We start from the raw sequence: 24,512 nt of genomic DNA, 5'->3' as shown, positions 1-24,512 counted from the left end.
CATGACCACGCTGCAACTGAAAAACATCGTCAAGCGCTACAAGAGCCAGACGGTTCTCGACGACCTGTCGCTCGATGTCGCCGATGGCGAACGCCTGGTGCTCTTTGGCCCGTCCGGCGCGGGCAAGACGGTGCTGCTGCGTCTCGTCGCCGGCGTCATCGAGCCTGATGAGGGCAGGGTGCTGATCGGCGGCGAGGACATGACCGATGTCGATGCCGAACATCGCGGCGTCGGCATGGCCTTCCAGAACTTCGCGCTCTTCCCCCACATGAGCGCCTTCGACAATATCGCCAGCCCGCTGACGGCGACGAGGTCGTCGAAGGATGCGATTGCCGCGGGCGTGCACAAGGTGGCGAAGCTCCTCAAGATCGACCATGTGCTGAGCCACCACCCGAAGGCGCTTTCCAACGGCCAGAAGCAGCGCACGGCATTGGCCCGCGCGCTGGTCGGCTCGCCGCCGCTGCTCTTGCTCGACGATCCCTTGCGTAATGTCGACGCGAAGCTGCGCTTCGAGATGCGGCTGGAGCTGCCGCGGCTTTTGGCAGCTGAGGGTGCGACCGTCGTCTACGTCACCCAGGACTACAAGGAAGCGATGGCGCTTGGCGACCGGATCGCCGTGATGTCGCAGGGGCGTATCCGCCAGATCGGCACGCCGCAGGAGATCTACAACGCGCCCGCCGATATCGAGATTGCGCGCCTTTTCGGCGATCCGACGATCAATCTTCTGGACGTGGTGCCGCAGAAGAGCGGCGACGGCGTCTTCGTCGAGCTCTCCAATGTCAGGGTGCGGCTTGCCGATTATGACGGCGACGCTTCGGGCAAATCCTGCGTTCTCGGTCTTCGCCCTGAAACCATCGTCTTTGTCGATGCGTCGGCGCCGGGTGCTATCCCAGTGACGGTCGAGGCGGAGACGCCGCTCAACGAGAAGACCGTGACGCTGGCGATGACGGCGCGCGGTCGCGAAATCCTCGTGTCGCGTCCGGCCGGAACGCCAGGGCCCGCGGCAGGGCCCGCCCATATCGCCGTCAACGGCGCCCAGGCCTTCCTCTTCGACAAGGCGAGCGGCCGGCTTCTGCCGCGCGCCGACATCGCATCCAAGCGCAATGGAGAAGCGGCATGAACGACACCGCTCTTTTGATCAAGGACGTCGACAAGTTCTACGGTCCGATCGACTACGGCGTTCACGCCGTCAAGAAGCTCAACATGGATGTCAGGAAGGGCGAGATCATCGCGCTTTTGGGTTCGTCCGGCTGCGGCAAGACCTCGACGCTGCGCATGGTCGCCGGCTTCGAGGCGGTGTCGCGCGGCACGATCTCGCTCAGTGGGCGCGAGGTCCAGACCTTTGCTCCGGTGCGCCGCAACGTCGCCATGGCGTTCGAGGGCTATTCGCTCTATCCGCCGCTGACGGTGCGCGAAAACATCGCCTTTGCGCTCAAGGCTTCCAAGCTGTCGCAAAGCGTCGTCGACGAGAAGGTAGCGAGTATTGCCAAGCTGCTCGAGATCGAGGACATTCTCGGCCGTTATCCGAGCTCGATCTCCGGCGGCCAGCAGCAGCGCGCCTCGCTCGGGCGGGCGCTGATCCGCGACGCCAACCTGCACCTGCTCGACGAGCCGATGGGCCAACTCGAGCCGCAGCTGCGCGCCGTGCTGCGCGGCCGCATCAAGCACTACATCAAGGAACGCGGGCTGACGGCGATCCTCGTCACCCACGACCAGACCGAGGCGAATGCGCTAGCCGACCGCATCGCCGTCATGGAAGGCGGCGTGCTGCAGCAGTTCGACACGCCGCAGAAGATCAAGGAGCGTCCGGCCAACCTCTTCACCGGCACCTTCGTCGGCGAGCCGCCGATGAACGTGTTCGAGGCGAGCGTCACCGGTTCGGAAGCCAAGGTCGCCTTCGGCCTCAAGGACGGCGTCAGGCTGGAATATCCGGCGTCGGACTTCTCCCATGCCGTGCGCGATGCGCTGATGAAGCGGCAGAAGGTGGTGCTCGGCATCCGGCCTTATTCCGTGCGCCGAAGCGCCGACGGCGTTGCCGGCCGGGTGGCCGTCAACCAGTGGCTCGGCGACCAGACCCATATCGCGGCGGATTTCGCCGGCGGCACCATGGTGCTGGTCGAGCATGACCGCACGGAGCTTGCCGTCGGCCAGCCGATCGGCATTCATCTCGACCCGTCGAGCCTGCACGTGTTCGATGGCTACAGCGGCAAGGCGATCAGCCACGGCGAGGAGCTTGCCTGATGCGGGACATCCTCATCGGTATCGATGCGGGAACGTCGGTCATCAAGTCGGTGGTCTTCGACCTCAGCGGGCGGCAGATCGCGATTGCCGCGGTGCCGAACGCCTATGAGGCCGTCGGCAGGACCGGCAGCGTGCAGGACCTCAACCGCACCTGGGCCGATACCGTCACCACCCTGACCGAGCTTTCGGGCAGGATCGAGAATCTCGCTCAGCGCGTGGCCGCGATCGCGGTGACCGGTCAGGGCGATGGCACCTGGATGATCGACAAGGCGGGCGAACCTATCGGTAAAGGCTGGCTCTGGCTCGACGCGCGCGCCGGCGATACGGTCGAGCGCCTGCGGGGCGACAGCGGTGATGTCGAACGGTTCGCCAGCACCGGCTCCGGGCTTGCCGCCTGCCAGCAGGGCGCGCAATTGCGCTGGATGAGCGACAACGCGCCGGAAATGCTGTCCGGCGTCGCAACCACGTTTCACTGCAAGGATTGGCTCTATTTCAAGCTGACGCAGATGCGCGCGACCGATCCGTCCGAAGCCAACTTCACCTTCGGCAATTTCCGCACCCGCAGCTACAACGACGACGTCATCCGCTTTCTCGGCCTTCAGAAGCTCAAGCATTTCCTGCCGGAGATCGTCGACGGGGCAACGTCGCATCATTTGCTTTCAGTGGATGCGGCGGCCGTCACCGGCCTTCCCCAGGGGACGCCGGTGGTGCTCGGTTATGTCGACGTCGTCTGCACCGCACTTGGCGCCGGGCTCTACGATCCGGGCACCGACACCGGCTGCTCGATCATCGGCTCGACCGGCATGCACATGCGGCTTGCCGAGAGCGCCGACGACGTGCGGCTCAACCGCGATCTCACCGGCTACACCATGTGCATGCCGATCGCGGGCACCTATGCGCAGATGCAGTCGAACATGGCGGCAACGCTGAACATCGACTGGATCCTGTCGGTTGCCGGCGACCTGCTGAAGGGCATGGGCGTCGAGAAGACCAAGGGCGAACTTCTGTCCCATGTCGACGGCTGGCTGGCCGAAGCCAAGGATACTTCGTTGCTGTTCCAGCCCTACATCTCGGATGCGGGCGAGCGCGGGCCTTTCGTTGATGCATCGGCGCGCGCCTCCTTCGTCGGGCTTTCGATCACCCACGGCTTCGGCGACATGGTGAAGGCGGTCTTCGACGGGCTCGCCATGGCGGCACGCGATTGCTACGCCGAGATGGGGCCGCTTCCGGGCCGCATCCGGCTGACCGGCGGTGCGGCGCGCAGCGCCTCGCTTCGGCGCATTCTCGGGGGCGCGCTCGGCGCCAGCGTCCAGACCAGCGAGCGGGAGGAGGCGGGCGCGGCGGGCGCTGCCATGATCGCGGCCGTGTCGCTCGGCATCTACCCGTCGATGGCCGCATGCGTCAGCGACTGGGTGTCGCCGCATCAGCGCGCCGCCGAACCTGCCGACGAGGCGCTTGCGCGCCGCTACGACGGCCTCTTCCCCTCCTACCAGCAGTCGCGCATCGCGCTTCGACCCGTGTGGCACGCACTCTCTGAGGATGCGGCTTCGGGACCACAACAGGAAAAACTGAAATGAAAAAGATAGCCATCATCGGCGACCGGTTCATGCTGCCGGACGTGTTTCGCGACAAGATCGTCGAAGCAAGCGGCGACGGCCATGAGATCCGCACCCTCGAGCTGCCCTGGCCGGATGTGCCGATGGAGCACGGTTACACCGTCGAAGGCATGGACGGTCTGAAGGAATATCTGGGCAAGGCGGACGATATCGTCGAATTCATCGGCGACGCGGAAATCCTGGTGACGCAGCTTGCGCCCCTGTCGCGCGGCATGCTGACGTCGCTGCCCGGGCTGAAGCTCGTCGCCGTCTCGCGCGGCGGTCCAGTCAATATCGACATGTCCGCAGCGCGCGACGCTGGCATCAGCGTCGTCAACACGCCCGGCCGCAATGCCAGCGCCGTTGCCGAATTCACGCTGGGCGCGATCCTTGCCGAGACGCGGCTGATCCGCACCGGCCATGAGGCGTTGCGCAAGGGCGAGTGGCGCGGCGACCTCTACCGCGCCGACCGGACCGGCCGCGAGCTTTCGGAAATGACCGTCGGCGTCATCGGTTACGGCAATATCGGCACCAAGGTGGTGCGGCTGCTCAGGGCCTTCGGCACCAAGGTTCTGGTGCACGACCCCTATGTGCAGCTCTCCGCCGATGATCTGAATGCGGGCGTCGAGCATGTGTCGCTCGACGATCTCCTGTCGCGCTCCGATCTGGTGACGCTGCATCCGCGCGTCACCGAGGAAACCAGGAACATGATGAATGCCGAGACCTTCGCGAAGATGAAGCCCGGCGCGATCTTCGTCAACACAGCGCGCGGGCCGCTCTGCGACTACGAGGCGCTCTACGAAAACCTGGTGAGCGGCCACGTCTCGGCGGCTATGCTCGAGACGTTCTCTGTCGAGCCGGTGCCGGAGGACTGGCCGCTGCTGCAGCTTGCGAACGTGACGCTGACGCCGCATATCGCCGGCGCTTCTGTGCGCACCGTCACCTACGCCGCCGAGATGGCCGCCGAAGAGGTGCGCCGCTACATCGCCGGCCTGCCGCCGGTCAATCCGTGCTGATGACAGGAGGCAAGAACGTGGGTTCCGAGACCGGAATATATGATCTTTTCGTCGTCGGCGGCGGCGTCAACGGCGCCGGGATTGCGCGCGATGCCGCCGGGCGCGGGCTCTCGGTCCTCTTGTGCGAGAAGGACGATCTGGCGCAGGGCACGAGCTCGCGCTCGGGAAAGCTGGTGCATGGCGGGTTGCGCTATCTCGAATATTACGAGTTCCGGCTGGTGCGCGAGGCGCTGATCGAGCGCGAGGTGCTGCTCTCATCCGCCCCGCACATCATCTGGCCGATGCGCTTCGTCCTGCCGCACAATCCGGCCGACAGGCCCGCCTGGCTCGTCCGGCTCGGGCTCTTCCTCTACGACCACCTCGGCGGCCGCAAGCGTCTGCCGGGCACACGCAGTCTCGATCTGAGAACCGCGCCCGAGGGCGCGCCAATCAAGCGGGACTATCGCAAGGCCTTCGAATATTCCGACTGTTGGGTGGATGACGCCCGGCTTGTCGTGCTCAATGCACTCGATGCCCAGAAGAAGGGCGCGCGGGTCTTGACGCGCACCGCCTGCAACGCGATGCGCCGCGTCGACGGCCTCTGGCAGGTGGAGATGACGGATCTGCGCACCGGCGTGAAATCCGAGGTCAAGGCGCGCTGCGTCGTTAACACCGCCGGGCCATGGGTCAACGACATCATCGGCCGGGTCGCCGGGCTCAATTCCAGCCGCAGCGTGCGTCTGGTCAAGGGCAGCCATATCGTCGTGCCGAAATTCTGGGAGGGGCGGCAGGCCTATCTCGTGCAGAACCCGGACAAGCGGGTGATCTTCATCAACCCCTATCAGAACGATCTGGCGCTGATCGGCACGACGGATATCCCCTACGAGGGACGTCCCGAGGACGTGTCGGCCGATGGCAACGAGGTCGCCTATCTGCTGAAATCGGTGAACCGCTACTTCAAGCAGCAACTCACCGAAGACGATATCGTCCATTCCTTCTCCGGCGTGCGCCCACTCTACGACGACAATGCCGAGAACCCGTCGGCGGTCACCCGCGACTATATCTTCGAGGTCGATGCGGCGAACGGCCAGGCGCCGCTTCTCTCCGTCTTCGGCGGCAAGATCACCACCTTCCGCAAGCTGTCGGAGCATGCGCTGGAACGGCTGAAGCCGTTCTTCCCTCGGATGGGTCAAGCCTGGACCGCCAGGGCGCATCTGCCGGGAGGCGACATGGCCAATGCCGATTTCGAGCAGTTCCTTGGCGATCTCAGGGCGCGCTATCGTTGGCTGACGGCAGACCTCGCCAAGCATTACGCGCGGCTCTACGGCACGCGCGCGCATGACCTGATCGGCAATGCCAGGTCGCTCGACGACCTAGGCACCGTCTTCAGCCCGCTGTTTCGCGAGCGCGAGGCGCGCTTCCTGATCGACAACGAGTGGGCTGCGACGGCAGACGACCTCTTGGAGCGGCGGACGAAACACGGCCTGCACATGACGCCGGCCGAAAGGCTGGCTTTCACCGGCTGGCTGGAACGCCAGCAAGTGGCGGCCTGAAGGAGAGCAGGAATGCGCAGTCTGGAATTCGAGGCCTTGCTCGATATCTCGGCGCGTGTCGGCGCCGATCCCTTACTGGTGCAGGGGGCGGGCGGAAACACGTCGATCAAGGAGGTCGGCACGCTCTGGATCAAGGCTTCCGGCCTCTGGCTTGCTCATGCCCGAAAGCGCGACGTCATGGTGCCGGTGGCGCTCGACCCGTTGCTCGAAGCGCTGGAGCGCAATGATCCCGCGACGGAAAAGGCGCAGCATTTCGTCATTTCCGAGATGAACCCTTCCGGCCTGCGCCCGTCGATCGAGACGACGGTGCATGCGTTGATGCCGCAGAAGGTGGTGATCCATGTCCATTGCGTCGAAACCATCGCGACCGCGGTGCAGACGAACGGCGCTGCCATCACCGCCGAACGCCTGGCCGGCATCCCGCATGTGTTCGTGCCGTATGCGCGGCCGGGCCTGCCGCTTGCCAAGGCGATTGCCGAGCGGTTGCAGGAGAATACCTCGGTGCTGATCCTCGGCAATCACGGTCTTGCGGTGGCGGCCGAGACCGTCGCCGATGCGGCGATGCTCCTGACCGACGTCTCGCGCCGGTTGACGGCGCAGCGCCGCCAGGCACCCGCCACCGATCTGGCAGCACTGTCGCGCCTTGCGGTCGACAGTGCCTATTGCCTGCCCGACGATGTGCGGCTGCATGCCGTTGCAACCGATCTTGAAAGCTGCCGGATTGCCGCCGGCGGCAGCCTCTATCCCGACCATGTCATCTTCCTCGGCAAGGGTTCCGTCATCGCCGCGCCGGGCGAGACCGCCGTTTCGATCGAGACCGCCAGGACGGAACCGAGCGAAAGCCTGCCGCCGCTGCTGCTCTTTCCCGGCAAGGGAGTGCTGGTCGAGAAGACCATTTCTGCAGGCGCGCTCGCCATGGCGCGCTGCCTTGCCGACGTCACGGCCCGCATCCCGGCGACGGCTCGGCTCCGCTATCTGAGCGACGCCGAGAACGCGGAACTGCTCGGCTGGGACGCGGAGAAATATCGCCAGCAGCTCAACCGGGCAGGGCAGGCGCTGCAATGAGCGGAAATCAGCACGCCCTGGTCATCGGCATCGACATCGGCACGTCGGGTGCGCGTGCCGTGGCGATGGCGGCCGACGGTACGATCGTCGCATCCGGCGCGACCAAGCTCTCAGCTTTTTCCGATGACCACCGCGATCCGGTCGGCTGGTGGAAGGCGGTGCGGGCGGCGCTTGGCGGCGTGCTCAAGGCAATCGATCGTCAGCGGATACGGGCCATCAGCATCGACGGCACCTCCGGCACGATGCTGCCGGTGGCAGTCGATGGCGCGCCGCTTGCCGCGCCGATGATGTACAACGATCCGGTTTCCGATGGCGCGATCCTGGAGGCGATTGCCGCCCATGCGCCGACGGAAAGTGCTGCCCACGGCGCGACCTCCGGCCTTGCCAAGGTGCTTGTGTTCCAGGCGGTTCCGGGTGTCTTCCGTGTCATCCACCAGGCCGATTGGCTCGCCGGGCACTTTACCGGGCTCTACGACGTTTCCGACGAGAACAACGCCCTGAAGACCGGCTACGACCCGGTGGCGCGATGCTGGCCGGAGTGGATCGAAAAGACCGGCGTGCGCGTCGACCTGTTGCCGGACGTGTTGCCGGCCGGCGTGCCGGTCGCGACGATCTCGCCGGTGGCTGCCGAAGCCTTCGGCCTTTCGCGCGACGTGGTCGTGGTTGCCGGCACGACCGATGGCTGCGCCTCATTTCTGGCGACAGGTGCCGACCGCCCGGGTGACGGCGTCAGCGCACTCGGCACCACGCTCACTGTAAAATTGCTTTCCGACCGGCCGCTGTTTGCGCCGGAATACGGCCTTTACAGCCATCGCATCGGCGACATGTGGCTGGCCGGCGGCGCGTCGAATACGGGCGGCGTGGTTCTGGCCGAGTATTTTTCCGCCGAGCGCATCGACACGCTTTCCGCCGGCATCGATCCGGCTGTTGCTACCGGGCTCGACTATTACCCGCTGACGAAGCCGGGCGAGCGTTTTCCCATCGCCGATCCGAATTTCCAGCCGCGCCTGACGCCGCGACCACAGGATGATGCGGTGTTTCTCAAGGCGATATTCGAAGGCATCGCCGGCGTCGAAAGCCTCGCCTATCACAGGCTGACGTCGCTGGGCGGCCCCAAGCTCGGCTCCATCCGCACCGTCGGTGGCGGCGCCAGAAATGCGGCGTGGTCGGCAATCCGCGCGCGCAAGCTCGGCGTGCCGTTCCTGACGGTACGTTCCGAAGAGGCAGCAGCCGGAACGGCGCGACTGGCGCTTGCCGGCGCAAGACAGGCAGGTGTGCTATGAGTACCGTCATCTCCGGCCTTGCCGATATCGCTGATCGCTACGATGCCTTCCTGATCGACCAGTTCGGCGTGCTGCGCGACGGTCGCGGACCCTATCCCGGTGCCGCCGAAACGCTGGTGCGGCTGAAGGATCAGGGCAAGCGCGTCATCATTCTTTCGAATTCCGGCAAGCGCTCGGCGGAAAACGACCGCCGCCTCGTCGATCTCGGCTTCGTCGCCGGCAGCTGGGACTGGTTCCTGACCTCGGGCGAAGTTGCCTGGCAGATCCTGAAGACGGAAGGCGCGCAGGCAAGCGGACGCCTGAGCAAATGCCTGCTGATCAGCCGCGACGGCGATCTATCGCCGCTCACCGGGCTCGGCCTCGAGCGCACCGAAAACGGTGCGGATGCGGACTTCGTGCTCCTGGCGGCGAGCGAAGGCGATGTGCTGTCGTTGTCGCACTACGAGGCGTTGCTGGCACCGGCGGCGCGGCGCGGCGTGCCGTGCCTTTGCACCAATCCTGACAAGGTGATGCTGACGAAGACCGGAACGGCGTTTGGAGCCGGACGGATCGCTGAACTTTACGAGGAACTCGGCGGGACGGTGCGCTGGATCGGCAAACCCTTTGCCGACATCTACGATTTCGCCCTCGACTTCCTCGGTCATCCCGACCCCTCTCGCGTCTGCGCGATCGGCGACAGCGTCGAGCACGATATCGCCGGGGCGGCGAGCGCCGGCCTCGCTTCGGTGCTGGTGACCACGGGCATTCTGGAGCACGCCTCCGACGAGGAGCGCCGAAAGCTCTTTGCCGAGCATGGCGCCACACCCGATTTCATCCTCCCGAAATTTCTCTGGTAGTCAGGAGTACCGCCTTGGCTTTCACGCTGTCGCTCAACACCAATCCGCTGGTCAATCGTTTTGCCGAGCCTGACGATCTGATCGAGACGATCGGCGAAGAGATCCGCATCGGCTACGTGCAACTGACGCACGAGTTCGTCAATCCGGGCTGGCCGGCGGCAACGATCTCCAAGACCATCCGTCAATTCAGGGCAGCGCTCGGCCGCACCGGCGTCAAGATCACCTCGGGGATGACAGGCCCCTATGGCAGGCTCAATCATTTCGGCCATCCGGACCCGGATGTGCGGCGCTACTATGTCGACTGGTTCAAGACCTTCGCCGATATCTCGGCCGAGCTCGGCGCATCCGGCATGGGCACGCAGTTCGCGATCTTCACGCTGAGGGATTATGACGATCCGGCCCGGCGCGAGGACTTGATGAAGATCGCCATCGACTGCTGGCGCGAAGTGGCGGAACACGGCAAGGCTGCCGGTCTTTCCTATGTGTTCTGGGAGCCGATGTCGGTCGGGCGCGAATTCGGCCACACGATCGTCGAGTGCCGCTCGCTCGACCGGCGGCTCGCCGAAGCGGAGCTGCCGATCCCGATGAAGATGATGGTCGATATCGATCATGGGGACGTCACGTCCGATAATCCCGCCGACATCGACCCCTATGCCTGGGCAGGGGCGTTTCCTGAGCGCTCGCCGATCATCCACATCAAGCAGTCATCAATGAACAAGGGTGGGCACTGGCCGTTTACCGCCACCTACAACCGGGACGGCCGCATCACGCCGGAGAAGCTGATCGGTGCGGTCAAGGCCGGCGGCGGCACCGACAACGAGATCTGCCTGGAGCTTTCCTTCCGCGAGCGGGAGCCGACCGACCATAACGTCGTCGAGATGATCCGAGAGTCGGTGGAATTCTGGGAGCCCTACATCGATACCGGCTTCAACAGGCCATCAAAATCACACTAAAATATCACAAAATCTCACATTGAACATTGAAATATAACATTCAGGTGTTATCTTCCCAGGAGTGATGCCGCGCTCTCGCGGCATCGGATCAAGGCGGATGACGATGAAGCCCGAAGACAGGCGACAGGCGATCATGGATGTTTTGATGGAGGCCGGCACGGCTTCCGTCGAAGACCTGTCGCTTCGTTTTGGCGTCAGCAAGATGACGGTGCATCGCGATCTCGACGATCTCGAACAGGCCGGCCTGCTGCGCAAGGTGCATGGCGGCGCCTCGATCCAGTCGAGCCCGCAGTTCGAAAGCGATTTCCGCTACCGCGAGAAGATTGCCGCCGCCGAAAAGAACCGCATTGCCGAATATGCGGCGAGCCTGATCGAGCCGGGGCAGAGCATTCTCATCGACGACAGTTCGACGGCCGGTGCGATCGCCGCCTACGTCAGGGATATCAGGCCGCTGACCGTCATCACCAACAATCTCGGCGTGATCGCCAGCCTGTCCGGAGCGCCCGGCATCAACGTCATCGCGCTTGGTGGCCAGTACAGCAAGAAGTTCAACGGTTTCTTCGGCATCGTCACGGAAGAGGCGCTGCGCTCGCTGCGCGTCGATATCGCCTTCCTCTCCAGTTCCGCGGTCGAGGGAACGGCAGCCTTCCACCAGGACCAGGAGGTCGTACAGGCCAAGCGGCTGATGGCGAAGTCGGCGGCGCGCAAATATCTCCTGGTGGATCACGACAAGTTCGGGCGGTCTGCCCTGCATTTCCTGACCGGGCTCGATGCCTTCGATGCGGTGCTGACCGGCGCCGAGGTGGCGGACGAGCACGCCGCGGCGCTCGGCGAGGCCGGCATCCGCCTGGTCAAGGTCGACAATCGAAAAGCATCGGAGAAAGCATGAACAAGCCTCAGCTCTGGGTGGGCACAAGCTGGAAGATGAACAAGACGCTGGCGGAAGCCATGGTCTTTGCCGACGGACTGGCGGCAGCGGATGGCGCCCGCGACGAGCGCATCCAGCGTTTTGTCATTCCGCCCTTCACCGCTGCCCGGCAGGTCAAGGATCGGCTCGCGGCAACGAGCGTCAAGGTCGGCGCGCAGAACATGCACTGGGATGACGCCGGCGCCTGGACCGGCGAGGTTTCGCCGGTGATGCTTCGGGATTGCAACCTCGACGTCGTCGAGCTCGGCCACAGCGAACGGCGCGAGCACTTCGGCGAGACTGACCGGACTGTGGGCCTGAAGACGGCAGCGGCCGTGCGCCATGGCCTGGTGCCGCTGATCTGCATCGGCGAGACGCTCGCGGAGCGCGAGGCGGGCGAGGCGGATACCGTCCTGAAGCGGCAGGTGGAAGGCGCGCTGGAACTGCTGGAAGGCGACGCCCGCAAGGCCACGGTCCTGCTTGCCTATGAGCCCGTCTGGGCAATCGGCGTCAACGGCATTCCGGCGACGGCCGACTATGCCGATGCCCGTCACAAGCGGATCGCCGATGTCGCGCAAGGCGCCCTCGGTGTTCGCGTTCCCGTTCTCTATGGCGGCAGCGTCAACCCGGGCAATTGCGAAGAACTGATCACCCAGGGGCATATCGACGGCCTGTTCATCGGCCGCTCCGCCTGGGACGTCAACGGCTATCTCGACATTCTGCAGCGCGTCTCGAAGGCGATCTGAGCCCCCCGCACGCCGCAGATCAACACGGACGGAAAGGAAAATCATGAAGATCGCAATCGGAGCAGACAGCGCCGGCAAGCCCTTGCTCGAGGTCATCGCCGCCCATCTCAAGGGGAAGGCCGATCTCGAAGTCAACGACCTCAGCCAGTCCGGCTTCTACGCCGACCTGTCGCAGAAGCTGGCACAGACCATCGTCGATGGCGAGAACGAGCGCGGCATCCTGTTCTGCGGCACCGGCATCGGCGTCTGCATCTCGGCCAACAAGGTGCCGGGCATCCGCGCCGCACTGACCCACGACACCTATTCCGCCGAGCGGGCGGCCAAGTCGAACAACGCCCAGATCATCACCATGGGCGCGCGCGTCATCGGGCCGGAACTTGCAAAGTCGATTGTCGATGCCTGGCTTGCCTCCGAGTTTGACCCTAACGGCCCGTCGGCCGGCAATGTCGAGGCGATCGATCGCCTCGATACGGCGAAGTAAGCATCCGACCACCATTACCGCGATGCACGTTGATCCTCCCTCGCGCATTGCGGCGAGACGCCCGGCAGAGATGCCGGGCGTTTTCTTTTTCGGGCTCGCGCCGCGCCTTGACGAAGCTTCTGCAAATATTTGAATATGCTTGCGGATTGTCAAATGCAGGGGCGTCATCTCATGAGTGAAGGAACCTCGACAGAGCCGCATCCGAGCGCCCATCACCATGTGGCGCGGATGAGCGGCCGCGACACGCACGAACATCATAGGACGGCGACGACGCTCGAACTTCTGTTCGACTTGACCTTCGTCATCGCGTTCAGCCTGGCGGCTTCGCAACTCGCCCATTTTCTCGCGGAAGGGCACTATTTTGCCGGGCTGTTCGGCTTTGCGCTCGCGACCTTCTCGATCTGCTGGGCCTGGATCAATTTCAGCTGGTTCGCGTCCGCCTATGACACGGATGACTGGATTTTTCGCAGCGTGACCATGGTGCAGATGGTCGGCGTTCTGATCCTGGCGATCGGTCTGCCGCCAATGTTCGAGTCGATCGACAAGGGCGAGCACCTCGACAACGGCGTGATGGTTCTCGGCTATGTCGTCATGCGCGTGGCGATGCTTTTCCAATGGCTGCGCGCGAGCCGGCAGGACCCGGCACGGCGCGGCGCGTGCCTCACCTATGTGAAGGCGATCAGCGTCGCCCAGTTCGGTTGGGTCGTGCTGATCTTCATCGACTTTTCGCTTGTCGTGACCTTCGCCATGGTCGTCGCGCTGACGGCGATCGAAATGCTCGGACCCTATCTGGCCGAGACGCGGCATGGAGGTACGCCCTGGCACGCCCACCACATCGCCGAGCGCTACGGGCTTCTCGCCATTATCGCACTCGGGGAAGGGGTTGTCGGCACAGTTGCGTCGATCTCGGCCGTGGTCGAGGGGCAGGGCTGGAATCTCGATGTCGCGCTCGTCTGCCTCGCGGGCACCGGGCTCACCTTCGGCATGTGGTGGATCTACTTCCTGCTGCCGAGCGCCGAGGTGCTGCATCACTACCGGCTCAAGCGGGCCTTCGTCTGGGGCTACGGCCACATGCCGATCTTCGCCTCGATCGTTGCGACCGGCGCGGGCCTGCACGTGGCCGCTTACTATATCGAGCACAAGGCCCATATCGGCTCGGTCGCGACGGTGCTGACGGTCGCGGTGCCCGTCGCGTTCTACATCGGGCTCCTCTATGCGATGTACACCTATCTGATGCAGCAGGCGGACCGCCTGCATCTCTGGCTGCTCATGGGCACGGCGCTCGTGCTGGCTGCCTCTGTGGTCGCGGCCCTGGCCGGGGTCGGCATGGCGAAGTGCCTGATCATCCTGATGTTTGCGCCGGTCGTGACCATCGTCGGCTACGAGGCGGCCGGCCACCGTCACCGGATGGCCGCGCTGGAGCGCAGTTTGCGCAAGAGCGAAGCGGCGCATTGATTTCGCGAGTCGAAACAGCGGCTTGTGACCGTCCGTTGCGGATTTGAATCACGCGTCTCAGAGATTGATTCAAAGGCTATGGGCGTTAAAGATGTGTGGAAACTAGCCCTCTCCCCGCGGGCGGTGAGATGGGACGGCCGAGCGTGCCGTGGGCGTATCCTCCCGCGCAGGCGCTGCAGAGGCACGATGCAGTGTGACGGCGGTCGCACGCTTTCCGGTAGGTCTGCCGAGATCATGGTTCGCAGCGCGCGCCCCGCGTTTCCTTCTCCCCGCGTGCGGGGAGAAGGTGGCCGGCAGGCCGGATGAGGGGGGCAGCCGGTTTCAGGTCCGATGCTATGGCCTACTGGCAGATCAGGCGTTGATCAGCGCCAGCTTGGCGCGGGCGTCGAGGATCTGGACGCAGGCATTGGCGGCTTCTTCGCCCTTGGCGACGAAGTGCTCGCGGAAGAAGGCGATCAGTGGTGCGCTTTCCTGGAAATTGTGCGGCGTCAGCACGGCCGAAAGCACCGGCACGTCGGTATCGAGCTGGACGCGCATCATGCCGTCGAGCACCGTGCCGGCGACGAAGTCATGGCGGTAGATGCCGCCGTCGACGACGAAGGCGGTGCCGAGGATCGCGGCGTAGCGGCCGGTCCTGGCAAGCTTCTGCGCGTGCAGCGGAATTTCCAGCGCGCCCGGCACGTCGAAGATCTCGACGTCGGCCGCCGTGCCGCCAAGCTTCGTCCATTGGGCGACGAAGGCATCGACGCAGCGGTCGACGATGTCGGCGTGCCAGCGGGCACGGACGATCGCAATCTTGGCGGTGGGGTGGGAAAGAATAGTCATGGTCTCAAGCCTTCCAGGGTTTGGCGTTTCCAATTTTCCCGTCGGGCGAACATGCATGCGCGCGAAACCCCGGCGCGGGGTCCACGTTCCTGCTTGCTCTCTTCCATCCGGACTGTGACCGTCGGCTCCGGAATCTGACCGGATCTGCTGACCCCCGGAGCTTGAGCTCCAAGGCGCTCGCGGGCTTCGATCTTTCGATCGCTACCGCCGGTGGGGAGTTTCACCCCGCCCTGAGAACAGGAGCGACTATATAGATCGGCCACGCGCGGTCAAACGCGTGTCGCGACGAAAATCCTAGAAATCACGACAGATTTTTCCAAGGTCTGCCGTCGCCGGGGTGAAATAATTCCGGCAGCGCGGTAGCTTTCGACCCAAACCTATTCGCGGATGACCAACAGGTCCTTGGCGGCGAAACGCAGCGTCACGTTGTCGCCAGAGACCGGCGGCGTCACGCCCGGATCGTTGAACATGTCGAAGGAGATGACGTCGCCGCCGACGCGCAACCTGGTGCGGATGACCGAGCCGAGGAAGCTGGTCGATACCACCTGGCCGGCAAGCGCGGTGTCGCCCTTGGCGCTGTCGGCAATCGAGCCTGCCTCCGGGCGCAGCGCCAGCGAAATGTTGTCGCCGCCCTTCATGCCGGCGATCGCATCCCTCAGGGAAACCTGCTGGTTGCCGATAGTGACGGCGCCTGCGGCCGGGTCGGCGACCTTGGCTTCGATGATGTTGAGCGTGCCGACGAAGGAGGCGACGAAGCGGGTGGCAGGCGTGTTGTAGATCTCGAACGGCGTGCCGATCTGGTCGGCGCGGCCGGCATTCATGACGACGATGCGATCGGAGATCGACAGGGCCTCTTCCTGGTCATGGGTAACGAACACGGTGGTGATGCCGAGCTGGTGCTGGATCTGGCGGATTTCTTCGCGCAGCGACACGCGGATCTTGGCGTCGAGTGCCGACAGCGGCTCGTCGAGCAGCAGCACCTGCGGCTTGACGGCGAGCGCGCGGGCGAGCGCGACGCGCTGTTGCTGGCCGCCGGAAAGCTGGTAGGGGAAGCGATCGGCCAGGTGCTCGAGCTTGATCAGGCTCAGCATCTGCTTGACGCGTGTGTCGATCTCCGCCTTCTGCGCGCCGGCGACCTTGAGGCCGAAGGCGACGTTGTCCTGCACGTTCATGTTGGGAAACAGCGCATAGGCCTGGAACACCATGCCGATATTGCGCTGGTTTGGCTTCAGCGTTCCCTGGTCCTTGCCATTAATGACGATGGATCCGCTGGAGGGTGTCTCGAAGCCGGCGATCATGCGCAGGACGGTCGTCTTGCCGCAGCCCGACGGGCCGAGGAAGGACACGAACTCGCCCTTTTCGATCGACATGTCGAAGCCATGCACGACCTGCACGGGGCCGAAGGATTTCTGGATGTTGGTCAGTGTCAGGAAACTCATGCGGAACGATCCTCAGGCCTTGGGAGGCGCGCTTTTTTGGAAGCGCGAGACGAGCTGGATGAGGCCGAGGCAGCCCCAGGTGATGCCGAACGCGATCACGGCGAGCGCGGCGGGCTCATAGGCGCGGTTGGCGCCGAGAAGCTGCATATACGGACCGAATGCCGGCCGGTTCAAAAGCGCCGCCATGGTGAACTCGCCAATAACGATGGCGAAGGTCAGGAAGGCGCCCGAGAGCACCGCGACAAGAACATTCGGCAGGATGATCCGTCCGAGAATGGTGGCCCATCCCGCCCCGAGGCTTTGTGCGGCTTCGGTCAGTGTGGCGATGTCGATTGTCCTCAGCCCCGTGTCCACCGCCCGGTACATATAGGGGAGTGCAAGCGTGGCATAGCCGAACATCAGCAGCATGTTGGTGCCGGTGAGCGAGCCGGTCAGCGGCAGCCAACTCGAGGTGTTGTAGAGCCGGATATAGCCGAAGACTATGACGATCGCCGGGATGACGAGCGGCAGCAGCGTGATGAACTCGATATAGGGACGCAGCCGCGGCAGCTTGAGCCGAACCCAGTAGGCCGTCGGCACGACGAGCAGCACGCCGAAGACGATGGTGAACAGCGCCTGCATCACCGAATAGGTGAAGGTCTCTTGGAACCGCGGATCGCTGAAAACCTTCCCGTAAGCATCGAAGGAATATTCGCCGCGACGCATCTTGAGCGAGAAATTGGTCATGCCGATGAGCGGCAGAGTGAAATAGAGGAGGCCGAAAAGGAGGGCGCCCCAGGCCCAGATCTTCTTCATTTCAGCCACCTCTCGCTGCGGGCGCGAAGCCAGATGTAGATCGCGTTGGCGATGCCGGTGACGACGATCATGCCGAAGGCGAGCGCGTAGCCGAGGTGCGGATTGCCGAGCACGTCGCCACGGATCTGGGCAAAGAGCAGGATGGGCACGATCGACAGTGACGAGCCGGTGAGCGCGATGGCAGTCGCGACGGCGCCGAAGGCATTGGCGAAGAGCAGCGCCAAGGTGCCGAGCAGCGAAGGTAGCAGGATCGGGAAAGCGACCATGCGCCAGTATTGCAGGCCGGTGGCGCCGAGGATCTCGGCCGCCTCGCGCCACTCGCGCTTCAGCCCGTCGAGCGCCGGCGTGATGATGAGGATCATCAGCGGGATCTGGAAGAAGAGATAGGTAATCGTCAGTCCCCAGAAGGACAGGAGGTTGAAGCCGAGCATTCTGAGGTCGAAACCGAAATTCGAGCGCAGGAAGGCGGTGAGAATGCCGACCGGCCCCAGCGTCGCGAGAAAGGCGAAGGCGAGCGGCACGCCGGCAAAGTTGGAGGCAACGCCGGAAAAGGTCAGAAGCGGCCCGCGGATCCCCTTCGGCAATCCGCCGAAGACGATTGCCGCGGACATGGCAAAGCCGATCAGGCAGCCGAGAAGCGCCGAGGCGATGCTGATCTTGATGGAGATCCAATAGGCCGCAAGGATCGAAGGCGTGAACAGGCCCCGGATATTGTCGAAGGTGAAGCTGCCGTCCGGTGTCTGAAACGCGCCGACCACGATCTTCATCGTCGGCAGAATGAGAAACAGCGTCACGAACGCGGCAAAGGGCAGAATACCCAGCCAGTGAAGCGGTAGGCGACGCGCAGGCGGACTGGCGTCGGGTTTAGCAGGTGACATTCCGTTCGCCCCGAAAAGCCGCGTTGCGGACGCGGTCGTTCATTGAATTTTCTACAGCGCCGCCCGCCTTATCAGACGTGCGAAGGTCGCTGTAGCACTTTGAATTGCTGCATGTTTCCTTAAATCGGCTGGGATTTAAGGAAACATGCAGGAATAACGTAGCCGTCCCGGCCGGAAGACCGGCCGGGACGGCATGGCTGTGGAAAGGCTTACTGGACGTTCGCGCCGACGACGGCATCCCAGCCGCCGGTGACGGCAGCCTTGTTGGCGTCGACTTCTTCGAGCGTCGGGAAGTAGGCCTTTTCGTAAGCCGCTGCCGGCGGCAGGGCGTCGATCAGTTCCTGCGGAACCTTGCCGGCCTTGACCATGGCGTTGAAGCGGGCCGGGTGGCAGAAGCCCTTGAGCCAACCGAGCTGACCTTCGTCCGAGTAGAGGTGCTCCATCCACAGCTTCGCTGCGTTCGGGTGCGGCGCGTAGGCCGAGATGCCCTGAACGTAGACGCCGGCGAGAACGCCGCTGGCCGGAACCACGACTTCGGTCGGCGGGTTGCCGGCCAGCGTCTTGCCCCAGCCAAGCGCGTTGTAGTCCCAGGCGACGATGATCGGGGTCGAGCCCTGGGCCAGCGTGCCCGATTTGCCGATGACCGGAACGAAGTTGCCGGCCTTGTTCAACTCGGCGAAATAGCCGAGACCGGCTTCGCCGGCTTCCTTGCCCGACTTAGCGCCCTTGGCGAGGCCGGCGGCGAGAACGCCGAGGATCGCCTGGTTCGAGGCGCGCGGGTCGCCGGCGAGTGCTACCTGACCGGCATATTCCGGCTTCAGCAGATCGGTCCAGTCCTTCGGCGAATTGGCGACGAGGTCCTTGTTCACGAGGAACGACATCACGCCGTAATAGTCGCCGTACCAGTAGCCTTCGGCATCCTTGACGCTATCGGGAATTTCGTCCCAGGTGGACACTTTGTAAGGCTGCAGCAGGCCTTCGGCCTTCATCTGCGGACCGAAGGCGAGGCCGACGTCGACAACGTCAGGCGCCTGCGGGCCCTTGTTGTCCTTGTTAGCCTTGACCGCCTCGACTTCGTCGGCAGAGCCGGCGTCGGGGTTCAGTTCGTTGACCTGAATTTCCGGGTACTTGGCCTTGAAGGAGGCGATGACGTCGCCGTAGCCGCACCAGTCATGGGGCAGAGCGACGGTGGTCAGCATGCCTTCTTTCTTGGCGGCTTCGATGAGCTCTGCGCTCGGCTCGGCAGCGGCAATCGCCGTCGTTGCCAGAAGAATGGCGGTGGAAAGCGAGAGCAGGCGTTGAGTCTTTGAAATCACTGGCGTTCTCCTTATGGGTTTTCAGTCAATTTCGGCGATGCTGTTAATGAGATGCGATGAAACTTGTGTGACAGCGATGTGTCTGTTCGCGCCGCGCATGTCGTTGGAAGAGCAATTCTTTTTCCGACACGACGCCTTCACTGAAACACACGTGCATAAAATTCCGTGAACGTGCCGGCTGCCCCTCCTAAACCGGCTTGCGAAAGATGCGGGTCGAATCGAACAGCCCCTCGAGCGTCTTCATCCGGTCGCGGGTGGCGTCCCAGTTGGTGCTCTGAACGGCTTCGATCAGGGCCTCGACCAGAAACAGGATCACCACCGAACTGTCCCAGGCCGAGGGCACCTCGATCTGCGAGCGGAAGACCTTGGAGGCGGATTTTGCCACCGGCGAACTCCAGCGATCGGTGAAGAGCACGATCTCGACGCCGCGTTCGCGCGCCGATTTCGCCAGCGTCTCCATTTCCTGCTCGTAGCGGCGGATGTCGAAGAGAATCAGCACGTCGCCGTGGCGCATGTCGAGCACGTAATGCGGCCAGGCGCTGGCATTCGACGCGATCTCGGTCACGCCCGGGCGGATCACCTGCAGATGCGTGAAGAGATAATCGGCAACGGCGCGGGTGATGCGGCCGCCGAGCAGATAGACGTTGCGCCTGCGGTCGGCGACAAGCGCGACCGCCTCGTCGAATTCCTGTGGCTCGATCTGCGCCAGCGTCTCGCGCATGTTGTTCATGGCGGCATCGGCAAAGCGATTGAGCGTGTGGGTGCCGGGCGCGCTCGCGGCCCAGCGGTCATGCTTGCTGATCGGGTTGGAAATGGTGGCTTCCAGCTCCTGATGCAGCCGTGACTGGAAATCAGGAAAGCCTTTGAAACCAAGCTTTTGCACCATGCGGGCGACGGTCGGCGTCGATACGCCGGCATTCTCGGCGACCGTGGTGATCGAACCGAGCCCCGATACCGGATAATTGTCGAGAAGTGTCTCGGCCAACTGTCTTTCCGCGCGGGTCAGCGCGGCGAAGTGGGCATTGATCACATCCGACACCGTCGTGGATGTCGCCTTGCTGGTCAAATTCGTTCCCCTGAACTGGTCTAACGCCAGTTTGTGACAGATTAAACATCGCTGTCACAATTGAAGTCAATCGCAATTTTGAAGAGATCGTTTCAGATTTCGATTGACACTCGCTTATCTCTGAACAAATCTTTTCATTAACGAACGTCTAACGGGGCAAGAGGGGATGCCGGTGTTGACGCGACTTTTGACCGAAACAGACGGTGATCCGGTTGCGATCGAGAACGCGGCCGGGAGAGGCGATCTCGTCCTCGTTTGCGAACATGCGTCACGCCGGGTGCCGGAGCGTCTCGGTTCGCTCGGCCTTTCCCAGCAGGCGCTCGAAAGTCACATTGCGTGGGACCCGGGTGCGCTCGCTGTCGCCGAGCTTCTGTCGCGCAAGCTCGACGCAGCCCTGATCTATCAGCGCTTCTCGCGCCTTGCCTATGATTGCAACCGTCCGCCGGAAGCCGCGGGCGCAATGCCGGCCGTCAGCGAAGTCTACGAGGTTCCGGGCAATCGCAACATGCCGGGCGAGGAACGGCAGGCACGGGTAGACGAGATCTACCTGCCGTTTCGCAACGCCGTCACCCGGTTCGTCTCCGAGCGCAAGGCCAGAGGCCGGCCGCCGGTGGTTGTTACCATGCACTCGTTCACGCCGGTCTATTTCGGCAAGCCGCGCGCAGTCGAAGTCGGCATCCTGCACGATAGCGACAGCCGGCTCGCCGACCAGATGCTGATCTTCGCAACCAGGGGCAAGGTTGCCTACGACATCCGCCGCAACGAGCCCTATGGGCCGGCCGATGGGGTTACGCACAGCCTGATCGAATACGGCGTCCAAAACGGACTGCCGAATGTGATGATCGAGATCCGCAATGATCTCATTCGAAACGAGATCGGCCAGAGGGTCATGGCCGATTATCTGGAAGGGCTGCTCGCCCAAGGCGTGGCAGCACTTTCAAAACAATAAAAGACCCTGGGGAGCGGCCTGGCCGCGGTCCTGTTCCGGCTTGCCGGGGCAGGTGGTGATGGGACCCTGCCGCAATGGGGCGGTCGGATCTGAAGTAATCAGGGGAAGAAAAATGTCAGACTACACTGATCTCGACAAAAAGCAGGACATGCAGGTCCTGCACTCGATGGGCTATGCCCAGGAGCTCGAGCGGCGGATGAGCCAGTTCTCGAACTTCGCGGTCTCATTCTCCATCATCTGCATTCTGTCAGGCGGCATCAACTCGCTGGCGCAGGCGACGGCCGGCGCGGGCGGGGCGGCGATCGGCATCGGCTGGCCGCTCGGATGCTTTATCTCGCTCGTCTTCGCCGTTGCGATGGCGCAGATCAGCTCCGCCTATCCGACCGCCGGCGGCCTCTACCACTGGGGTTCGATCCTCGGCAACCGCTTCACCGGCTGGGTGACGGCCTGGTTCAACCTGCTCGGCCTCGTCACGGTTCTCGGCGCGATCAACGTCGGCACCTACTATTTCTTCATGGGCTCGTTCGGGACGCCGTATCTCGGTCTCGAAGACTCGACGACCACCCGCATCGTCTTCCTGGCGATCATCACGGGCGCGCAGGCGCTGGTGAACCATATGGGTATCGGGCTGACGGCGAAACTCACCGATTTCTCCGGCTACCTGATCTTCGCGACCGCGATCCTGCTTGCCCTCGTTTGCCTTGCGGCCGCCGACAGCTACGACATCGCCCGGCTCTTCACCTTCTCGAACTACTCGGGCGAAGCTGGCGGAAACGTCTGGCCGCAAACATCCGGCACCTGGGTCTTCCTGCTCGGCCTGCTGCTGCCGATCTACACGATCACCGGCTATGACGCCTCGGCGCACACGTCGGAGGAAACGGTCAAGGCCGCCCATTCCGTGCCGCGCGGCATGATCTCCTCGGTGCTCTGGTCGGCGCTGTTCGGCTACATCATGCTGTGCGCCTTTGTGCTGATGATCCCGAACATGGACGAAGCCGCCAAGCAGGGCTGGAACGTGTTCTTCTGGGCAATGGACAGCCAAGTCAACCCGGTCATCAAGGACATCCTCTATCTCGCCATCCTCGTCAGCCAGTGGCTGTGCGGGCTGGCGACCGTGACGTCGGCTTCCCGCATGATCTTCGCCTTCTCGCGCGACGGCGGCCTGCCCGCGTCGAAAGCGCTGTCGAAGGTCAGCCCGACTTACCGTACGCCGGTTTCCGCGATCTGGACCGGCTCGATCCTCTCCGTGCTTTTCGTCTGGGGTTCGTCGCTCGTCTCGATCGGTGCAACGCCGGTCTACACGATCGTCGTGTCGTGCACGGTCATCTTCCTGTTCTTCTCCTTCGCGATCCCGATCACACTCGGTCTGTTCGCCTGGGGTACGTCGAAATGGGACAAGATGGGTCCATGGAGCCTGGGCGAAGGCATGTTCAAGCTTTTCGCCGTGCTCTCGATCATCGCCATGGTGCTGATCTTCGTTCTCGGCATCCAGCCGCCGAACGACTGGGCGCTCTACATCACCGTCGGCTTCCTGGTGTTGACCGCGATCATCTGGTTCGGTCTGGAAAACCGCCGCTTCCGCGGCCCGCCGATCGGTGATGAAGTGGCACGCCGCCAGGCGGAAATCGCCGCTGCCGAAAAGGCGGTCGGCCAAGTCTAACCAATAATAAAATGGGCGGGAGCGCATGGGCTGCTCCCGCTTTCTTTTTGCGGCCACGGGAACGGCCGCTTGCCGAAACATGGGATGAAATTTGATGAGCTATTCGTTCGAGCAATTGAAAGAGGATGTCGCCGCCGGCCGCATCGATACGGTTCTCGCCTGCCAGGTCGACATGCAGGGCCGGCTGATGGGCAAGCGCTTCCACGCACAATATTTCGTCGACAGCGCCTGGCAGGAATCGCATAGCTGCAACTACCTGCTGGCAACCGACCTGGAGATGGAGACCGTCTCCGGCTACAAGGCGACGAGTTGGGAGAAGGGCTACGGCGACTATACGATGAAGCCGGACCTTTCGACGCTGCGGCGCATCCCGTGGCTCGAAGGCACCGCGCTGGTGCTGTGCGACATGCTCGACCATCACACCCACGCCGAAGTGCCGCATTCGCCGCGCGCCATATTGAAGAAGCAGATCGCGCGGCTGGAGGCGATGGGCCTCAAGGCCTTCATGGCAAGCGAGCTCGAATTCTTCCTCTTCGATCAGACCTATGACGATGCGCGCCGGTCCGGCTATCGCAATCTGCAGCTCGTCAGCGGCTACAACGAGGACTACCACATCTTCCAGACCACCAAGGAAGAGGATGTGATGCGGGCGATCCGCAACGGTCTGCAGGGCGCCGACATCCCGGTCGAGAACTCCAAGGGTGAAGCCTCCGCCGGCCAGGAAGAGATCAACGTGCGCTATGCCGACGCGCTGACGATGGCAGACCGGCACGCGATCATCAAGAACGGCTGCAAGGAAATCGCCTGGTCGCGCGGCAAGGCGATCACCTTCCTTGCCAAGTGGAACTATTCGGCGGCCGGTTCGTCCTCGCATATCCACCAGTCGCTGTGGAGCGCCGATGGCAAGACGCCCAAATTCTTCGACATGGACGGTAAATACGGCATGTCGGAGCAGATGCGCCAATATGTGGCCGGCCTGCTCAGCCACGCCAGCGAGATCACCTATTTCCTCGCGCCCTACATCAATTCCTACAAGCGTTTCATGGCCGGCACCTTCGCGCCGACCAAGGCGGTGTGGAGCAAGGATAACCGCACGGCCGGCTATCGCCTGTGCGGCGAAGACACCAAGGCGATCCGCATCGAGTGCCGCGTCGGCGGCTCCGACCTAAACCCCTATCTCGCTTTCGCAGCTTTGCTCGCAGCCGGCATTTCCGGTATCGAAGGCAAGATGGAACTCGAGGCGCCCTTCGTCGGCGACGCCTATGGCGGCAAGAACGTGCGCGAAATCCCGCGCACCCTGCGTGCGGCCACCGAGGCGCTGACCGGCTCCGAGATGTTGCGCGCCGCCTTTGGCGACGAGGTTATCGACCACTATGTCCGCGCGGCCGAGTGGGAACAGGAAGAATACGACCGGCGCGTCACCGACTGGGAAGTGGCGCGCGGTTTCGAGCGGGCCTGACGAGGCCGGATAGTC

At 63.6% G+C, this 24,512-nt stretch carries 22 protein-coding genes and 1 riboswitch; of the genes, 16 read left to right on the top strand and 6 right to left on the bottom strand.

Annotation, left to right across the window (positions count from 1 at the left end):
- Window position 1 precedes the first annotated feature (1 nt).
- The 13 genes from BC360_RS02250 to BC360_RS02190 all read left to right on the top strand — a co-directional run bounded on the left by BC360_RS02250 (window position 2) and on the right by BC360_RS02190 (window position 14,110).
- Window positions 2–1,120, top strand: coding sequence for an ABC transporter ATP-binding protein (locus tag BC360_RS02250; RefSeq protein ID WP_065794077.1), 1,119 nt, complete (start codon window positions 2–4; stop codon window positions 1,118–1,120).
- A complete protein-coding gene (locus BC360_RS02245; RefSeq protein WP_065794076.1) occupies window positions 1,117–2,241 on the top strand; it encodes an ABC transporter ATP-binding protein in 1,125 nt (374 codons plus the stop codon). Before BC360_RS02250 ends, BC360_RS02245 begins: the two co-directional genes overlap by 4 nt.
- Window positions 2,241–3,818, top strand: a complete 1,578-nt coding sequence (locus tag BC360_RS02240; RefSeq protein ID WP_065794075.1) for an FGGY-family carbohydrate kinase — start codon at window positions 2,241–2,243, stop codon at window positions 3,816–3,818. The genes BC360_RS02245 and BC360_RS02240 overlap by 1 nt, the downstream gene beginning before the upstream one ends.
- Window positions 3,815–4,852, top strand: coding sequence for a 2-hydroxyacid dehydrogenase (locus tag BC360_RS02235; RefSeq protein ID WP_065794074.1), 1,038 nt, complete (start codon window positions 3,815–3,817; stop codon window positions 4,850–4,852). Before BC360_RS02240 ends, BC360_RS02235 begins: the two co-directional genes overlap by 4 nt.
- On the top strand, window positions 4,852–6,384 hold the full coding sequence (locus BC360_RS02230) for a glycerol-3-phosphate dehydrogenase (RefSeq protein ID WP_065794073.1): 1,533 nt from the start codon (window positions 4,852–4,854) through the stop codon (window positions 6,382–6,384). The genes BC360_RS02235 and BC360_RS02230 overlap by 1 nt, the downstream gene beginning before the upstream one ends.
- Before the next feature lie 12 nt (window positions 6,385–6,396).
- Window positions 6,397–7,449, top strand: a complete 1,053-nt coding sequence (locus tag BC360_RS02225) for a class II aldolase/adducin family protein (RefSeq protein ID WP_065794072.1) — start codon at window positions 6,397–6,399, stop codon at window positions 7,447–7,449.
- A complete protein-coding gene (locus BC360_RS02220) occupies window positions 7,446–8,732 on the top strand; it encodes an FGGY-family carbohydrate kinase (RefSeq protein ID WP_065794071.1) in 1,287 nt (428 codons plus the stop codon). Before BC360_RS02225 ends, BC360_RS02220 begins: the two co-directional genes overlap by 4 nt.
- Complete coding sequence (locus tag BC360_RS02215) at window positions 8,729–9,568, top strand: TIGR01459 family HAD-type hydrolase (RefSeq protein ID WP_065794070.1); 840 nt, start codon at window positions 8,729–8,731, stop codon at window positions 9,566–9,568. Before BC360_RS02220 ends, BC360_RS02215 begins: the two co-directional genes overlap by 4 nt.
- A 14-nt stretch (window positions 9,569–9,582) precedes the next feature.
- Window positions 9,583–10,521, top strand: a complete 939-nt coding sequence (locus BC360_RS02210) for a sugar phosphate isomerase/epimerase family protein (protein WP_065794069.1) — start codon at window positions 9,583–9,585, stop codon at window positions 10,519–10,521.
- Window positions 10,522–10,624: 103 nt separating this feature from the next.
- The gene (locus BC360_RS02205; RefSeq protein ID WP_065794277.1) at window positions 10,625–11,410 is read left to right on the top strand and encodes a DeoR/GlpR family DNA-binding transcription regulator; all 786 of its coding nucleotides are present in this window, start codon (window positions 10,625–10,627) and stop codon (window positions 11,408–11,410) included.
- Window positions 11,407–12,174 carry a triose-phosphate isomerase gene (locus tag BC360_RS02200; protein WP_065794068.1) on the top strand — a complete coding sequence of 256 codons (768 nt, stop codon included), beginning with the start codon at window positions 11,407–11,409 and terminating at the stop codon, window positions 12,172–12,174. Before BC360_RS02205 ends, BC360_RS02200 begins: the two co-directional genes overlap by 4 nt.
- 43 nt (window positions 12,175–12,217) lie before the next feature.
- Window positions 12,218–12,655, top strand: a complete 438-nt coding sequence (locus BC360_RS02195; protein ID WP_065794067.1) for an RpiB/LacA/LacB family sugar-phosphate isomerase — start codon at window positions 12,218–12,220, stop codon at window positions 12,653–12,655.
- Between the two features lie 171 nt (window positions 12,656–12,826).
- Window positions 12,827–14,110, top strand: coding sequence for a low temperature requirement protein A (locus tag BC360_RS02190; RefSeq protein ID WP_202618515.1), 1,284 nt, complete (start codon window positions 12,827–12,829; stop codon window positions 14,108–14,110).
- A 351-nt stretch (window positions 14,111–14,461) separates the two neighbouring features.
- Here the strand turns inward: BC360_RS02190 and BC360_RS02185 are convergent, their stop codons facing one another.
- From BC360_RS02185 to BC360_RS02160, 6 genes are all read right to left on the bottom strand, one after another.
- On the bottom strand, window positions 14,462–14,935 hold the full coding sequence (locus tag BC360_RS02185; RefSeq protein WP_065786729.1) for a 6,7-dimethyl-8-ribityllumazine synthase: 474 nt from the start codon (window positions 14,933–14,935) through the stop codon (window positions 14,462–14,464).
- A 91-nt stretch (window positions 14,936–15,026) separates the two neighbouring features.
- A riboswitch (FMN riboswitch) is annotated at window positions 15,027–15,177 on the bottom strand.
- A gap of 135 nt (window positions 15,178–15,312) precedes the next feature.
- Entirely contained in the window at window positions 15,313–16,374 is a 1,062-nt protein-coding gene (locus tag BC360_RS02180; RefSeq protein ID WP_065794066.1) for an ABC transporter ATP-binding protein, read from the bottom strand.
- A 12-nt stretch (window positions 16,375–16,386) separates the two neighbouring features.
- Entirely contained in the window at window positions 16,387–17,169 is a 783-nt protein-coding gene (locus BC360_RS02175) for an ABC transporter permease (RefSeq protein ID WP_065786733.1), read from the bottom strand.
- On the bottom strand, window positions 17,166–18,047 hold the full coding sequence (locus tag BC360_RS02170; protein WP_065786735.1) for an ABC transporter permease: 882 nt from the start codon (window positions 18,045–18,047) through the stop codon (window positions 17,166–17,168). The genes BC360_RS02175 and BC360_RS02170 overlap by 4 nt, the downstream gene beginning before the upstream one ends.
- Window positions 18,048–18,256: 209 nt before the next feature.
- On the bottom strand, window positions 18,257–19,363 hold the full coding sequence (locus BC360_RS02165; protein WP_065794065.1) for an ABC transporter substrate-binding protein: 1,107 nt from the start codon (window positions 19,361–19,363) through the stop codon (window positions 18,257–18,259).
- A gap of 187 nt (window positions 19,364–19,550) precedes the next feature.
- Window positions 19,551–20,429, bottom strand: coding sequence for a MurR/RpiR family transcriptional regulator (locus BC360_RS02160; protein WP_065794064.1), 879 nt, complete (start codon window positions 20,427–20,429; stop codon window positions 19,551–19,553).
- Window positions 20,430–20,604: 175 nt separating this feature from the next.
- Here BC360_RS02160 and BC360_RS02155 point away from each other — a divergent pair, with 175 nt between their 5' ends.
- The 3 genes from BC360_RS02155 (at window position 20,605) to BC360_RS02145 (ending at window position 24,497) form a co-directional block, all read left to right on the top strand.
- Window positions 20,605–21,378 carry an N-formylglutamate amidohydrolase gene (locus BC360_RS02155; protein WP_083222419.1) on the top strand — a complete coding sequence of 258 codons (774 nt, stop codon included), beginning with the start codon at window positions 20,605–20,607 and terminating at the stop codon, window positions 21,376–21,378.
- Between the two features lie 112 nt (window positions 21,379–21,490).
- Entirely contained in the window at window positions 21,491–23,038 is a 1,548-nt protein-coding gene (locus tag BC360_RS02150) for an amino acid permease (RefSeq protein WP_065786743.1), read from the top strand.
- A gap of 94 nt (window positions 23,039–23,132) precedes the next feature.
- Window positions 23,133–24,497: a glutamine synthetase family protein gene (locus BC360_RS02145; protein WP_065794062.1), complete on the top strand. Its 1,365-nt coding sequence runs from the start codon at window positions 23,133–23,135 to the stop codon at window positions 24,495–24,497.
- The last annotated feature ends 15 nt before the right edge of the window (window positions 24,498–24,512 follow it).

Source organism: Ensifer sp. LC163 (assembly GCF_001695855.1).
Classification (GTDB): domain Bacteria; phylum Pseudomonadota; class Alphaproteobacteria; order Rhizobiales; family Rhizobiaceae; genus Ensifer.
Note: the sequence above shows the minus strand (reverse complement) of the source record. Positions and strands in the feature narration are given on the sequence as shown.